This is a genomic window from Bradyrhizobium oropedii (assembly GCF_020889685.1).
Taxonomy (GTDB): domain Bacteria; phylum Pseudomonadota; class Alphaproteobacteria; order Rhizobiales; family Xanthobacteraceae; genus Bradyrhizobium; species Bradyrhizobium oropedii.
The window spans coordinates 12,439-27,866 of sequence record NZ_JACMYO010000040.1 but is presented as its reverse complement, the minus strand read 5'-3'; the positions used below and the strand labels follow the sequence as shown (position 1 = coordinate 27,866).

The window sequence follows — 15,428 nt, the reverse complement described above, 5'->3', positions numbered from 1 at the left end:
CTCACGCAACCTTCAGGGTTTCGCCGCCGACTTCGCGGTTGCAGGGACAGAGTTCGTCGGTTTGCAGTGCGTCCAGAACGCGGAGCGTGTCCTTGGGGCTACGCCCGACATTGAGATTGGTCGCATAGACGTGTTGGATTGTGTTGCCGGGGTCGACGATAAAGGTGTAGCGATAGGCAACGCCCTCGGGCGAACGTACGCCGAGGCCATCGACTAAGGTTCCCTTTGTGTCGGCAAACTGCCAAATCGGCAGGTTGTGCAGGTCTGCATGCGAGCGCCGCCAGGCGAGCTTGCAGAACTCATTGTCAGTCGAGCCACCCAGTACCACAGCATCGCGATCAGCGAATTCCTTGGATAGCCGGCCGAACTCGACGATCTCGGTCGGACAGACGAAGGTAAAATCCTTGGGGTAGAAAAAGATGATCTTCCATTTTTCTGGGAAGCTCGTTTCGGTGAGCGTCTCGAACGCGCTGTGTCCTTCTTGTTCCTGCGCCTGAAAGCCGGGCTTCACGCCTGTGATTTCGAACGGCGGCAACTGACTTCCAATTCCGAGCATGCTGACCTCACAAGTTTGCTTTGCCTAAGTTGTGCAGTCACCGGTGAAGCAAGCTACATGCCATCCGTTCTCAAGATCGGATTGTCGCAACTAAGCTAACGAGCGGCTTGGCTGCAGGCATTGATCTTGAGATCTGATGTCTATCACATCCACCTCCAATCATGCGGCTTGGATACCCGATGCTCTTGAAGCGCTGTTGAAAAACGGGCACTTGCCGACCAAGAATGGACCCTTGGCGCCCTCGCAGAGCATCATGGTAACTCACGGTGTGAAACGGACGCCGAAGCTAAGGCTCTTTCGTAGCCTGCGAAAGAAGCCGGGCCGGCGATTTCGGAGGCAACGTCCCTGATATTCTCGCAGCCGTCATCAAGCTGTCTGGCATCATCGTCCCCAAATAGCCTCAGCTGGGACTGTAGGCACGGCTGCGCGCCAGGCGCGTGGAGATGTCGCGCCACCATTTCTCCACAGCTAAAGGATCGCAAAGCAGCAGCGTGCCAACATCACCAGTAAAAGTTCGCCAGTCGGCAAGACATTTCCTTGGAACGGCTGTCAGAAGTGGCACACCCCGGGTGATCGCGTTAACGAGTTCAGCGCGCAGGCCGCGGCCAACCGCTTCTTGTTTGGCGAATTTGCTGATCACGAGGAGATCGAGTTTGTCGCGAAGCGCCCGGGAAACGATAGCGGCGGCCTCGGCCAGTCCATGCACATCGAGCCGACAGGACGTAGCTCCGCTACCGAGTGGCTGGGAAATCGAGATCTCTTGCCCAGTTGCAACGTCGACTGCGAGCATGGAGTGCGGGCCGTTTGCGTCCTTCAAGTGTCGCTGCACGATGCCACCGACGTGCACGCCTTGCCGCGCGAGATCCTGGGCGAAATCGGCAAGCAGCTTATCGACGTCATCTTTTGGCTGGTAGAAAATTGCCGCCACATCATTTGGATCGATATCATCAAGATGGTCGATCATGGCCGTGCCCCAATTTCTGTTCGCTTCTCGTGTCGGCGCCTAGCTGTCGAACGTCTCGTACTGGTGTGGATGGCGTTGTGAGCAATCGTTCGGGGTGCGCGACCGGCAAGGCCCGGGCGACCTCGGCGAACACGTCCGTTCCATTGCCAAGCCCTAGCTCATCAAAGGAACGGCGCGTGATGCGGGCCAAAAGCGGCACGCCCGAACGGCCAGTTTCGAGAGCGAGAACCAAGGTGACATGAGCTTCGTCGAACGGCAGAGAGGCTTTGATGCGTGCCGGAAAAACATTGAGGATCGAGCTCGCGCGCGGTGGTTCGCGCGCAATGCTGACATCGCCGGCTGCGATGCGCAGCCGTAGCTGCGCGCCTGGTCTGAGCGGTGCTCCAGGTATCAACAGACGCGCCCCCTTGAGGCGGAGGATGATCAGCCCATAGCGCCCGTCATAGCCGCCGACTACGGTGTCGACGCAGACAGCCGCGTCGCCTCGAGCAGCAAGCGCTGGATCGCTCTGGACGACATGCAGCGGCCCAGCCGCGGTCACAATGCCATCTTTCATCATGACGAGATGGTCGGCAAAGCGCTCGATGTCAGCCATGTCGTGGCAGATATAGATCATCGGCAACGTGAGCTCGTCACGCATGCGCTCGATAAACGGCAGAATCTCTCGCTTGGCGGCCCGGTCGAGCACAATGAGCGGGTCGTCCAGCAGAAGTAGCCGAGGTTGGGACAACAGCGCGCTGCCAAGGGCAAGTCGCTGTCGCTCGGCGCCAGAAAGATATGACGGCGCACGGTCAAGCAGCGGTGCCAGGTCGAGCAAGTCGACGACGCCATCAAGGTCAATCAGTGACACGTTCGATTTTGACGCGTTGTACAGAAGGGTGCGCCTGACGGACAAATGAGAGAAAAGAATTGGTCGCTGGAATACATATGCGACAGGACGCAGATGAGGCGGCCGAAACGTCGTTTCGTCCTGCCAAATTTCACCATCGACGCCGCAGAATCCACTCGGCAGACGCTGGATGCCGGCAATGCAGCGCGCGAGTGTCGTCTTGCCGCACCCTGGAGGACCGAAGACGGCCGTGACACCTTTGGCTGGGGCGCTGAATTGCGCATCCAGCGGGATCCCCGCGATAGCGCCGTTGAAGGCGACTTCTATATAGCCCGGTTTTGCTTCTCTCACGTGCCCGCGCCTATGCTGCATCTTTCCATCAAATCACGACGAGAATGATGATCGCAAAGGCGATGATCACCATGCCGCCCACAATCCAGTCTGTTTCGCTCCAGCGCGGCGTTTCCGCCTCGAGGAGGCCAAAAGGTGCGGCGGCAGCATTGCAGATCGACGGTGTTACGACGGCCGGCATCTTGAGCATCTCCCTGTCATCGAGGATCGTTGCAATCGAACGCTGCCGGAAGCGCTTACCGATCACACATGCAAGGCGGGCGTCCGGTATCGCGGAATCCTCAGCCAGCTTGGCCGGATTCAGTTCGTCCGCCGGCTGGACTGGCGCGGCTTGCGTCGTTTGGCTGTAGACGCGTCGGCTATCCCCAGAGCTTGAGACCGCCTCATGGCAGGCGATTTGCTCGAACGGCGCCACAACGCTGGTGGCCGATGTGAAGTGTGCGCCGACGCCAGTATTCATGCCTTCTGCGACTTCAGGTGCAAGCAGCATCAAAGCCAGGTCGAATAGAATCAATCGAAAAAGCCTCATTGGGACTCCGAAGATGGTCCGCCGCGGTCGCTTTACTCGCGGTAGCTCCTTGCTCCTCACCAGCAATCTGCGTGCCGGTTAATAGCATGGTGCGGGGAAGGCTTCGTTCATGGTGATGCTCGTATGGGTCCCCACCCCGCGTGTGGAATCGCCTCATCGTGTCGTCGAGTTTCAGACGTCCGCGTCGCGAACCGGCCATCCAGGCGGGACGGGATGAAAGCTGAAGACGATACTGTCGGCTCTTGCAGCGAGAATGGGTTGGAGAGGCCACGACTATGACGTTCGCCCCTCATGCAGAGGTCGGCACTAGGATTTGTCGTCCGGCTGTTCTGCGCCGACGAAAGGGGGCTCTCATTGGCCTCATTTGGCCACTTAGCTAGAAGTTTAGTTATCTCTTGGACGGACATTTCAAGGATGCGCGTTATCGTAAACTCATGAGCATCACGATCTAGCCCTCGTCCACAGCCTTCGCGATCTTCCTTGCAGTTCTGAGGGCGCACTCAATGCGAATTCACAATTGATCTCCTGATCTCATCACCAGCACGCTGGCGGTTTCGCCTGCGAACAATCGCTTGCGCCAGCTACCTGGACCGCTCTCGCGTCCTGATACGGGCGCACATAGGAGAGGCCATGACTATCGCCCCAGTGCGCATCAGCGCACCGCAGTCGCCGTATCGAGATTGCGACATCGCAGTCTTGGACGAAGCGGACCCGACGGCGCCGGCAGGGTCATCTGCACTGATGTCGACACGGGCTTGATCGTCGGCAGCCCGTCAATTGCGCCGGACCGCCGGGACAGTCAACAAAGTGTCAACGCAGACGAGGTCATCCATCTGATCGGCGGCACCTACCGCCTGGCGTCGATAGCCGTCGAGATCGGGGCGCGCGATCTGGCGAGGCAGAGCCGTCGGGTATCTGATGAACTGCGGCTACGCCGGCGTTTGTGGCGAAGAAAGAGGCGCGCGTCGCGTTGTTAGCTCTCACGGCGCATCCATTTTGAACATGCGGTGCTCGCTCGCGGACTGGCTCGCAGCAGTGCGGTGCCGCGCTAGAGGAGCTGGACCGTTGATTTATCGGCTCGAACCTTTGGGATCAAGCGACCGTCCCACACGCGACAATCACTACCCTGAAGGTCTACGATTCGAACCTATGGGCAAGTCGTAAAGCTGCCGGTCCCGCAATTTCGAGCGTGCAGGCTTGCAACCTAGGTCGGACACCCAACAAAAAGAACAGCGTCGACGCAATTCGTCCCGTGATCGACGCGACGCGATCATTTGCCCTTGCGAAGCCTTCAACAATTGCGTTGCGCTCCAGCGTAGCCGAGCAGCTATCGGCCAGCGTTGGATCACGTTCCGTCCGCGCTGCCGCCGGTGAAACGTGTAATTGTCGAGCAGCTCTCCTTACTGTCTCCCATCAAGATGCGGATATTCCCATCTTGGAGCGTATTGGCACTTGTTCGACGAGCAAAAGTGCTTGAATCGATCGTAGCGTCAGGTTGTAGGCAGTGCCAAGCAGGATCAATCGCCTTCAGAACTGTCACGTTGGGAACTAGCGTCGCGAATGTAGACCTAAACACAGTCCCTAAAATGGGCTGCGCCCGCTGCAAATGCAGCCAGCCTGTGTTGTGCGTTGGTCTTGGCAGCAAGGTCTGGCGCGCGATGCAACGATGATTCCGGAAGTATTGAAACAAAGACGCCCGAATCGGCAGTGACACGACCGCTCCTGCCGATGCGGCTACCTGCTTTCCTAAATAGATGATACTCGCGGGGCAAAGAACAATAGTGAAGGGTATGCAGCTTAAGAGAGGTTTGTTCAGGCAAAAGCGACGAACGGGTTGGACTTACCGTGCGCCTCGCGATGTAACCGCCCTTGTTGTGATTGCGATCGCAGCGACGTGGTGCACGGGATACGCTCGGGCGCGAGAACGAAGATCAGAAGAGATATTGACGTCTTGCAGACCAGACGTGATACGCTTCTGTGACCACTTTACAGGGCGTGGCGATGTGGACGCGGCCATGTTTTGTCTGAGGGACAATTTTAAGGACTTGCGTGTCGAATGCCGCCGGGTGATGCCAACCGCGGCGGAGAGAAGGGGCGGGTCGAAAAAACGAGGCGTCAACAACGGTCCGATCCTGCATCGGGAGTGAGACGCCCGAGCGGGGGACTTCTTAAGCAGGAGAAGCTGCTCGCATCAGCCACCGATCGAGTTCCCGAAGGCGCCGGTTGATGCCGTTGCGGCGTTCTCAACGAGCGTTTCAGTGGATTCACTTGGACCGATCGGACTGCTTTTGGTTGAGTTCACCCCAGAACTCAAGACGAGAGGAAATGCGGTCGTCAAGAGCCGTTCAAAGGCGGAAAGCTGTTCAAGCAGACGCTTCTCAACGGCCTCACTCTCCTCGCGAGGCAGTTCGGTCTTAAGCAACCTACGACAGCGCCAAATCTCGTTTCGTATCCATCTGATTTCACTTAATCTATCGTCAATCGAACTCATCGCAGATGCAGGTTCACTTGGGCGTTGGAAGTACGGCGCGTACGCCTCAACATTGCGTAATTGCTCGTTCCGCATTCATGCCGATGGAGTTACGCCTGAAAACGTGCGACTCGCCCCCATTGCCCGGCGGATGTGGCGAGCGGTTCGATGTATTCAAGGCTCTTATCAACCGATATCACCTTAGGCTGGGCGTGCGACCGAAATTTGCTGCGGATCACTGCGAGTTTTCGGCGCCACGATCATGTGAGTTGCGGAATTCCTGCGCTCCACAGGGGTGACCGGCGTGCAGTCATATACGAACTCAGAGCGGCAGCTCACGGGAACGCAGCGATGTTGACCTCCAGCGGCGCATGCGTGTGGTTGCGCGCGATAAGCAGCTGCGCAAGACGGGCCTTCCCGTTTTCTGCAAAAGGCGGCCCTTGAGTTTCAATCTAGATTTCTGCCGAGTTTCGAGGAAAGCATCCGTGCCGGGAGGTCGTGGGGCTATGCCACGGCATGCAATGCGGTGAGCCGAAAGGCCGGAGGTCAGGCCGGCCGGGACGCTTGCGAGAGAATAGCTTCTCGTGTGTCGCTGCTTGATCATGCGCTGATTGGGAAAAAGCGGAATAAGAGCCCTTTCTATATTTGCAGCATCATTCGGTCGGCGCTCCAACAGAGCTGATGTTGCCCAGCGATCACATCAGACCCACATCCGCATCAATGTTGTCCTGGTCCTCAACGTTCATTCCGAGCCCGATACTGCTCAGCGCGTCGTCGGGCGTCCAGACCGCGGACTTCGGGACAATGTAGGTGTGCAGCGTGTTCGCATTGTTGGCGATCGCTCTCGCCCAGTGGTCGCGCGAAACAACCAGTTTGGAGGGATCCTCCACCAGCGACACGAGAAGAGATGATGCTGTCTTGCCGCGCATATGCCAACCAGCCTGAAGCGCCCGGTCCATAGTATATCGCTCCAGAGTATCTCCAACGCAAGAATGATCCCGAGCCGTGTTACGGACATGCGATATAGCGCTCGTGCTTTCTTCCGTGCGCGGCTTGCAATCATTGTCCTGGTTCTGAAAGGGCCGCAGTGTGACATATGACGACCCCGCCAAGTCGTCGAAGACGCGGTCCCGACCGACGCTGTCATCGGGAGCTGCTCGCGGGCGACCAACGTGCTGATTGCTGTTCGGCGAGGCGTCGATCTCGTTTCTGAGCGCTTCAAGCGTGACACCTGTCGGCGTTGCGGCAAGCGGAGCGCGCTGACAAATGATGTGGCTGGATATACGTGTTCGGTTACCGACACGCTGGGCCAGCGGCAGAACAGCTCAGGGCCTGTCGCCGGCCGTTATTCCAAGGAAGATCAGGGGCCGAGCGCGTTTTGAATGGTGATGGCACGGTCGTTGCTAGGGGCATTGGTACTAAGAGGCAACGATAGCTCGCGAAGGCCGATGGCGTTCAGAGACGCAGGACAAGCCATGCTCTCAATCCCGTAGACCGGTGTGCTCTCACAGAGCATCGAGCGTGCGGCAGCTACCCCTACGCGCTCAATAGAGTAATTTCATTGATGGGAGCGGTCGATGATGAGGCAAGGCAGCTTCTGATCGCGCTGCAAAAATGGAGAGTTGAAATGACGGCATCCCCAACCGTATCGGCGAGGCGTCAAACGACCGATGTGGACGCAATGATCGCTGATCTACGGTCATGCGAACTCCCGCACGACGTGGAAGTGTGCGGTATGCTCTTGCACATTCTTCCTGGTGTGCTGTCGCCACGCCTAAGTCATGCTCCCGACGCCTTGATATCGAAGTGGCACATCGAATCTGGAGCAACAGTGTTAGATCTGGGATGCGGATCAGGTGTGTTGGGCTTGGCAGCACTCCGCGCTGGAGCAGAACACCTAGTGGCTCTGGATATTAACCCGCAAGCCGTTCTCAACACAAAGCTAAACATCGAGCGGCTGGGTTATTCCGAGCACGCAGACGTGCGCCTCAGTGACATTTATTCTGCGCTGCAGCCTAAAGAAAAATTCGACCTTATTCTCTTTGCCGCACCGTATTGGAACCGAAAAGCAAAGGACGACCTGGAGCGCTCTTGCTTTGACGAAGATCACAAGGTCATGGCCGCAGCTCTAGGGGGAGCACATATCTGGCTCAATGCCGATGGTCTAATGTATGTCGTCTTTTCGGATCAGGGAGATATTGGGCGCGTCCTGAACTTGATTGATGACAGTAAGCTGCGCGTTAGAAATATGCACATTTTCCGACCATCGATTCATGGAGGGCACATCCGCATCATCTGGGAGCTCACGGTTCGGTGAAGCCGCTTCCGCTCCTGGATCCTCCCAAGCGCCGCTACTGGTCAACCTGTTAAAGTGCCAGTTCAGTGCGAGGTGTGTTCGGATTGGCAGTTCCACAACGAAGGCCGCCGGCCGAGTTAATGGGGCTGCAGAACGAGTTCGTCCGATGCAAGGCAGTCGCAGATCGCACGGCTTATGGGAGCTGACAGCGCCAGCGCCGCCCTATACCGGTCCTCTCGTGGGTGATTTGCAAGCCGATGTCGTTGTGATCGGCGGCGGATATACTGGGCTCTCTGCGGCTATTCACCTCGCGAAGGCAGGCGTGCGCGGTCTCCTGCTGGAGGCATCCGAAATTGGATTCGGTGGTTCCGGGCGCAACGTCGGGCTCGTCAATGCGGGCATGTGGGTTATGTCCGACACGCTCTCAGGTACGCTCGGCCCTCCCTTTGGAGAGCGGCTCATCGAATTACTGGGTGGAGGACCGAAGAGGTTTTGAACTGATCGAGAGACATGGGATCGACTGCGAAGTTGAGCGGGGGACCCTGCATCGCGCGGTCGGCCACCGGGCTTGGAGGAAATCCAGATACGTGCCGAACAGTGGCAGAAACGCGGCGCTCCGGTCGTGGTGCGGAGGAGACGCGCAGAAAGATTGGAGGTGGCAACTATACCGGCGCGCTGCTAGACAAGCGCGCCAGTACAATTCAGCCTCTGGCCTATGCGCGCGGCTTGGCACGCATTGCGCTTGCAGGGGCGCGAGGATATGCACTCAGACTGACGTCCTCAGAGTCGGCGAAATGGGGTTGGACTGGAGGGGCGGCACGGCGATGGGATCCGTATGTACTGAGTGGGTGATCATCGCTACCGACGCCTACGGCAAAAGACCTTGGCTGCAGGTTCAGCGAGAGCAAATTCGCCTACCTTACTTCAATTTGGCCACGCAGTCCTTATCAGATCGTCTCAGGACCTCTATCCTGCCCGAACGGCAAGGAGCATGGGACACCGGCGAGGTCCTTTCCTCGTTTCGCTTCGATCGGTCCGGTCGTCTGGTGTTCGGCAGCGTTGGAGCTCTGGAGGGTATCGCCGCCTTGGTTCACCGTGCCTGGGCGGTGAGGTCGCTGCGCAGGCTGTTTCCGCAGTTGGGTGACCACGAGTTCGAAACCTGCTGGTTCGGGATGATCGGGATGACTTCCGATCACCTGCCGCGCTTTCACAAGCTCGACCGTAACCTGGTATCCTTCGGTGGCTACAACGGGCGCGGGATTGCACCTGGACCGTCTTCGGCCTTGCGTTGGCGTCCTACGTCCTCGGCCGCCTTGCGGAAAAGGATCTACCACTCCCGGCCGCGCCGGTTGAACATCGGCGGTTTTGTGCCGCCCATGAGGCCCTCTATAGAGCAGGCTCTCAAGTGGTTCACCTCACTGAAGCGCGGCTCTAATCCGCCTAGTGTCAGTCGTATATCCGATCGGCGGGTTTCCCATCGGCGGCCATTCCCGGCACGTGGCGAGCTAATCGGCTTTGGTCGTGTGTCGTTCTACGTGAATTCTTTACATCCGCACTCGCGCGGCCCTGCCGTCACAATTATTGGTCGGCATCCATAGAGCGTCCCCACGTCTGCGGATTGGCAAATTCGCACATCCTGCAGAGCAGAAAGCCGCCCATTCCGTTCATGCGATCGACAACTTCACGAAAGATTGGTCCTTCAAAGAGATATTCGTATTCGTCGCGCAAAAGATTGCCAAGAACATGACGCCGCTCAAAATCCATGCAGCACAGAGTAACGTCGCCGTTTGGAGAAGGACATTGCGATATTGTTGTCTGCCAATACACGTCAAAGTTCCAACGGCCGGCCGTCTTGGTTTGATGATATCCGGATCAAGACGTCCTCGCCTGCTACTCAGTGGCCGCCAGCGCTCTAGCGTTTTGGCGGGAATGATGTCGGCGAGATCAGGATGGACTTTGCCCAGGACGACGAACCGAATTGAGGGAATGTTCGCCTCGAGGAGCAGGCGCATGACATTGAGATAGGACTTTCCAACGAGGCGGCTGTTCACATAAGTGCCGTCATCAGGAACGTGGACGACGAAAGCCCTGAACTGTAGCACTTGCAAGCGCCGGACCTCATTCCCGTTCATTCCGACAAGGGTCGTGAAAATTCGGATGTCATGGCCGCGTGCGTAAGCATGCTCAACCATCCTGGTGCACTCCGGATGCAGCCAAGGCTCCGAGTATCCGGCAAAACTTATGTCGGTAGCCGTTGGTACGCGTGCCAAACATCGCTCGAAATCGTGAAGGCCAAGGTGCTTCGCTTGAGACACAGGTCTTTGGCGATCGGCGAACTTGTCTTCGGGGCAATAAGAACACCGGACGATGCATCCTGCGGTCGTGGTTATCTCCAAAATCCTGCTACCAGGATTGGCTGCGCGTAAGTTTTGTAACTCCCTTGGATATACCGTCATTCTGTTCTGGCCTTTCAGGTGGCGGAGCAAGAAATTGCTGGAGAGGGAGCGGAGCGTTTGGTGCGCAGGGCTTGCTTTGCTTCTCACGGATTGCAAATCCGGGATAGGCCGCTGGCGAAAAGGGCTAGACGAAGCTGCTATGTCATGGCTGGCCATGCGCCGAGTTCGATAATCCGCTGCCGAAAGGTGGGACCCGGTCTGGCGTGTCGATTTCTCCTCTCTACGCGTCGACTGCCGCTCAGCATCGTTGCCTGTCACTGACATCCTCGTTCCGTGTCGGCACACGTCAGATGCTGGGCCCGGTGTCTTCGCTAGAAGGGGCTGCGGAGATGCTTCCGGAGCCGTGGCGATGCGAAGCCAGCATCTGACCTGCCCAAATGGGACATCCTAAAGCCTTCCGATGGCGGCGCGGGTTCCGGACTACTCTCTATGATTTGCCATTTTTGGTGCAGGTGATATTCCTCGCGAATGGTTCGGGCGCCATGAATGCGATGGACAAGCGACCGAGCATCGCAGGCCTCGGCGGCGATTGTCCGCGAAAGCTTCTTGTCCCGTTTAAGTTTCTGGTCAGGATAATGGATGAAGCAGGCTGGTTGCCATGAGAACTAATTGGCTTTTCTCAGCGGAACGGCGTTAACCGTATTCGTGGACGTACGATCAGTGTGGGTAGTGGTCACCGCACAATCCAGCGGCCAGCATGGAAGTAAGCGCGGCGTGAGGAGCCGAAGACGTCGCATTTTGCCTCTTAAAGAGGTGGGAAGCTGCGGCCGCATTGCGTCTTGTTTGATCGCGCGAGCAGCAACGTCGCTGGCATTCGGCACTGCCTGTGTAGCGCGGACGGTTCTCATCGATCCACTCGAGCAGATGGAGTTGGAAAGTCAACGCGATCCTTACCTGCCGGAAATGGTAGGGGAGACGGACCTAGGATTTGCGATACTCTGCTGGAGCGACGACCCGCTCGCAACCAAAACGCCACGCCAGCTCGAAACTATGGATCGCGATCTGTGGATCCCTTAGCTCTCGAGAGAGCAAAATCTGCGGAGACGATCATGAAAACGCAATTGGCAGACTATAGAGCCGAGGGCGCGTGTAATATCCCGCTGAGCAATCTGGATGTAAGCGAAGCCAAGCGCTTTCAAGATGATAGCATGTGGGGTTATTTCGAGCGGCTGCGACGGGAAGCTCCCGTTCACTACTGCCAAGACAGCCTCTATGGTCCATATTGGTCGCTAACGAAATACCGCGATATCGTAGAGGTAGATACCAATCACAAAATGTTCTCTTCGGAGCAGGGTGTCACCATTGCCGACGTGCCTGGCAAGCACTGGACTCAGAGTTTCATCAAGATGGGTCCGCCTAAGCATCGCGAGCAGCGTGATACTGTAAGTCCGATCGTCGCGCCAGAAAACCTGACGAAACTCGAAAGCGTGATCCGCCGTCGCGTCAGGACAATTCTGGACGGCTTGCCGCGCAACGATGACTTCAATTGGGTGGATAGGGTCTCCATCGAGTTGACGACGCAGATGCTTGCTACGCTATTCGACTTTCCGTTTGAGGATCGGCGGCTCTTAACCTACTGGTCGGACGTAGCTGTAGCAATTCCGAAAACTGGCCAGCCCATCGACAGCTGGGACAAGCGCTGTGCGATCTTGTCCGAGTGCTTGGCGTGTTTCGCGCGGCTTTGGAACGAGCGCATTAAAGCCGAGCCGCGTCTCGACCTGATTTCTATGATGGCGCACTCGCCTGCAACTCGACACATGGAGCCGAACGAGTTTCTCGGCAATCTGATTCTGCTGATCGTGGGTGGGAATGACACCACGCGCAATTCGATTACCGGCGGCCTCCTGTTCATGACCCAGCACCCCTCCGAGCTGCGAAAACTACGCGATAATCCCAAGCTGGTCTCGAGCGCCGTATCCGAGATTATTCGATATCAAACGCCCATAGCACATGTGCGGCGCAACGCTGCGGCCGATATCATCATAGGTGGGAAACAAATCAGGAAGGGCGACAAGGTCGTCATGTGGTATATCTCTGGTAACCGGGACGAAGATGTCATCGTGAACGCCGACAGCTTCGTCATCGACCGCAAGAACGTACGGCAGCATCTTTCGTTCGGATTCGGGATCCATCGTTGCGTTGGACGGCATCTTGCTGAGCTGCAGTTGAAAATCCTCTGGGAAGAAATCTTGAAGGCTGGACTGGAGATCAAGGTTGTGGGCGAGCCCGAGCGAATTGCGTCCAACTTTGTTCACGGCTATTCCGCACTTCCTGTGCAGATTGCAGCTTAGGCCATGATGCTCGGGCTTGGCGGCCGCCCAGCTGCTCAGTTTCGTCTTCTTCTTCACTCTCGTCGCTGCACAATAACGAAAGCGGTTAACCGGCGTGAGGGATGTCGGCCTCGGGAACTGGGCAGCATTCAGCAGACGTTGAGTGCCTGCGAGAAGCCATGAATGGTGGTGCCCAGCCGAGGGCCCTTGCATCTCCAACTGTCTAAGGCAGTCAGGAGATGGATTCCAGCATTGGAAGTTACCTTTGACCCAGCGTTTTCGATACGTCAGGCGATGAGCTTAGCATTGAAGATTGTAGCGGTCGGAGCGATTTTCTTTGGCGAAGCGCTTTCGATAATCGCAGGGTTGATTGCCTCAAAGCAGTTTGGAAAGGCCGGCGGGGACCTGACAACGCTCTTGCCGATGTTCCTGCTGATATCCTTCGGCGGCATCCTTGTCGTTTTCGGATATGCACTAGGATACATGCATCTAGAGAATATCTGGATCATCATTGCGATATCGGTGGGAGCAATTTTAGTGGTGGAACCGATTCTCACGCTTCTCCTGTTTCGAGACGTGCCGACGGTAGGTTCGCTAATCGGGTTGGCGCTCGGTGCGCTTGGCACGCTCGCTGCGGTATTGCTATGAGCGTATTTTAAGTACCGCTAAAATGGATGGCATCTTCAGCGAAATCGTATTTTGAAAAGGAGTTGAGCAACGTCGGTTCTGCTCAATTAGAATGCGAGAAGAAGATGTTGTTTGGACGGACGTTCCACATCTAGCCGGGATCCGCGCATCGTTTGATTCGTGAATTCTTCGGTCGAACACCAGCATCTCCTTCCCGGATAATAAGACGCTTGCGGCTGCCGAGGGTCTGCAAATCGACATCCGCCGGTACTTTCTTTCACCACGATCCTCCAGTCCGTTCCACGATGCGGGCATGCTTGTGACGGCTCTTCAGTATTCGGGATGACCCTTGGCAGGGCTGTTCCATAGACATGTCGCGCGCCATGGAAAGCTGCCCCTTCATATTGCCTCAGATGACAATGTTACCGAAGCGCACCCTAGTCTCTCCTGAAGCAGCTGCCGCGAGTCCGAGCAAGCCGCTCGCGAAGCGCGCCGTCCAGAGCGCCGTAGCGAGCGAGCGGCTTGCGGTGATTCGGCGAAAGAACCGGATTAGATCCTAAGGCACGAAGCTTGGACCGCTAGTGTGATCTCCGTGCTGCTGATGAGCTGTCGAGCGGCCTTTGATCGCCAATTCTTCACCCATCGCTGCACCGTACGCCGCTGATGCCCGCTGACCGACCAGGCGCATGCGCTTCCAGCCGGGAGAGAAGATCGACCGCGGACAAGTGCGAAGCCGCGGCGAGCCATTCCTCGATGATGGGGATGTACGGGTCGAGCATCGATGGCCGGCGTGGCACAGGCTTGCGCCGCACATAGCGGCGCCGATGAATGCCCCGCTGCTCACCATCTTTCCAACCATCGCCGAGCTCTCGGGCAAAAGCCGCCAAGTCGCTTTGCACCGGCGCGATAATCATCGCTGGCTTTCCGGCCCGCTGATCAACGCGCTTGCCCAGCTCATTTTGAGCGTCCCGCACCTGTGCCAGCAATGCCACCGGATCAAGCGTGCGGTAAATCTCCCGCAGCCTACGTTTAAATGCCTCATTGAGACTCGGGTGGACCAATGCTCTTTCGTACGGCGTAGCCGGAGGAAGATAGTTTTTGATCACCTTGGCACCTTCGCGGTGCTTCTCCTTGAGCTTAAACGAGGGCTGGAGGAAATTGATGTGCAGCCGCAAACAGGCGAGCTAACGAGCGAGCGGCATCAATGCCTTCAAACCGCCCGTACCCCACCAGGCGGCGAACGATAGCTCCGTTCTTTTGTTCAACGAATGCCTGATCGTTCTTCTTGTAGGCCCTGGAACGAGTGACTTCGACATTGTGAGAGCGGCACCACGACACGACCGTGTCGTTCATGAAGGCGCTGTCGTTGTCAAAATCGAGCCCGCGAACGGGCCAGGGAAATAGGTTCTGCGCGCGCTCGAGAGCCTCGACCACAAGAGCTGCTTCACGCACGACGAGCGGAAAGCATTCAGTCCATCCCGTCGCGATATCCACCATTGTTAGCGTCTGAATGAACGCGCCGGCTACGGACATGCCGCCGTGCGCAACCAGATCCGCTTCGCAGTACCCCGGCGGAGGCGATCCCCAGTCATTGAATGTGCGCACCGGGACCTGCCGCCGTACGGCACTGGAAAACCCCGCCCGCCGTCTGCGTCCTCCGGCTGCTGCGATCTTTACGTCGCTCAGCAGGCGATCGATCGTCGCCGCGCTCACCTTTAAAACTAGCGACCGCTCATCGGCAGAAAGCTTCAATCTGCCGTGCCGTTCAAGTGCCGGGAGCAAGAACGGGATCATTGCGACGAGCCGCTTACTGCAGAGCCGGTCAGAGGCGTCCCATAGCACAATCAGTGCAACCCGAATGGAAGCACCGTAGGTCCGGCCTCGCCGCCGCGGCACGGCCGATCCCAATGCCTCGGCCACTGACAGTGCTCGGATCGCGTGCTTGCGATGCCATCCCGTGACGGCGCAAAGCTCGTCCAGGATCCGTCCCTTCTCGAGCCGCCCGCCCGCCCGATAACGCTCGGCCAGCGCTGACGTGATCTCGCGCTTTGCGCGCATGCTGATCCTCCCTGCCATAGCC

11 protein-coding genes and 1 pseudogene are annotated in these 15,428 nt (G+C 57.5%); 4 read left to right on the top strand and 8 right to left on the bottom strand.

Annotated features, from left to right (window positions below):
• Position 1: 1 nt before the first annotated feature.
• From H8A95_RS13820 to H8A95_RS13800, 5 genes are all read right to left on the bottom strand, one after another.
• Positions 2–556 carry a peroxiredoxin gene (locus H8A95_RS13820; RefSeq protein ID WP_229167790.1) on the bottom strand — a complete coding sequence of 185 codons (555 nt, stop codon included), beginning with the start codon at positions 554–556 and terminating at the stop codon, positions 2–4.
• A 400-nt stretch (positions 557–956) separates the two neighbouring features.
• Entirely contained in the window at positions 957–1,520 is a 564-nt protein-coding gene (locus H8A95_RS13815) for a DUF2478 domain-containing protein (protein ID WP_229167791.1), read from the bottom strand.
• Entirely contained in the window at positions 1,504–2,700 is a 1,197-nt protein-coding gene (gene modC, locus H8A95_RS13810; RefSeq protein ID WP_376711687.1) for a molybdenum ABC transporter ATP-binding protein, read from the bottom strand. The genes H8A95_RS13815 and modC overlap by 17 nt, the downstream gene beginning before the upstream one ends.
• Positions 2,701–2,728: 28 nt before the next feature.
• A complete protein-coding gene (locus H8A95_RS13805) occupies positions 2,729–3,229 on the bottom strand; it encodes a hypothetical protein (protein ID WP_229183657.1) in 501 nt (166 codons plus the stop codon).
• Between the two features lie 3,165 nt (positions 3,230–6,394).
• Entirely contained in the window at positions 6,395–6,658 is a 264-nt protein-coding gene (locus H8A95_RS13800; protein WP_229169637.1) for a hypothetical protein, read from the bottom strand.
• Between the two features lie 605 nt (positions 6,659–7,263).
• Between H8A95_RS13800 and H8A95_RS13795 the strand changes: the two genes are divergently transcribed.
• Together H8A95_RS13795 and H8A95_RS43795 are read left to right on the top strand one after the other, a co-directional pair.
• Positions 7,264–8,016 carry a 50S ribosomal protein L11 methyltransferase gene (locus tag H8A95_RS13795; protein ID WP_229169639.1) on the top strand — a complete coding sequence of 251 codons (753 nt, stop codon included), beginning with the start codon at positions 7,264–7,266 and terminating at the stop codon, positions 8,014–8,016.
• Between the two features lie 145 nt (positions 8,017–8,161).
• Positions 8,162–9,430: pseudogene (locus H8A95_RS43795) on the top strand (NAD(P)/FAD-dependent oxidoreductase).
• A gap of 143 nt (positions 9,431–9,573) precedes the next feature.
• Here the strand turns inward: H8A95_RS43795 and H8A95_RS13780 are convergent.
• A complete protein-coding gene (locus H8A95_RS13780; protein ID WP_229169638.1) occupies positions 9,574–9,759 on the bottom strand; it encodes a hypothetical protein in 186 nt (61 codons plus the stop codon).
• A 1,741-nt stretch (positions 9,760–11,500) separates the two neighbouring features.
• On the opposite strand from H8A95_RS13780, the gene H8A95_RS13775 reads away from it, so the two are divergent.
• Both H8A95_RS13775 and H8A95_RS13770 read left to right on the top strand, forming a co-directional pair.
• On the top strand, positions 11,501–12,742 hold the full coding sequence (locus H8A95_RS13775; RefSeq protein ID WP_229169636.1) for a cytochrome P450: 1,242 nt from the start codon (positions 11,501–11,503) through the stop codon (positions 12,740–12,742).
• A 231-nt stretch (positions 12,743–12,973) separates the two neighbouring features.
• On the top strand, positions 12,974–13,369 hold the full coding sequence (locus tag H8A95_RS13770; protein ID WP_229169635.1) for a hypothetical protein: 396 nt from the start codon (positions 12,974–12,976) through the stop codon (positions 13,367–13,369).
• A 614-nt stretch (positions 13,370–13,983) separates the two neighbouring features.
• Here H8A95_RS13770 and H8A95_RS13765 read toward each other — a convergent pair.
• Together H8A95_RS13765 and H8A95_RS13760 are read right to left on the bottom strand one after the other, a co-directional pair.
• Positions 13,984–14,523, bottom strand: a complete 540-nt coding sequence (locus tag H8A95_RS13765; protein ID WP_229169634.1) for a hypothetical protein — start codon at positions 14,521–14,523, stop codon at positions 13,984–13,986.
• Positions 14,486–15,406, bottom strand: a complete 921-nt coding sequence (locus tag H8A95_RS13760; RefSeq protein ID WP_229169633.1) for an integrase catalytic domain-containing protein — start codon at positions 15,404–15,406, stop codon at positions 14,486–14,488. Before H8A95_RS13760 ends, H8A95_RS13765 begins: the two co-directional genes overlap by 38 nt.
• Positions 15,407–15,428 lie beyond the last annotated feature (22 nt).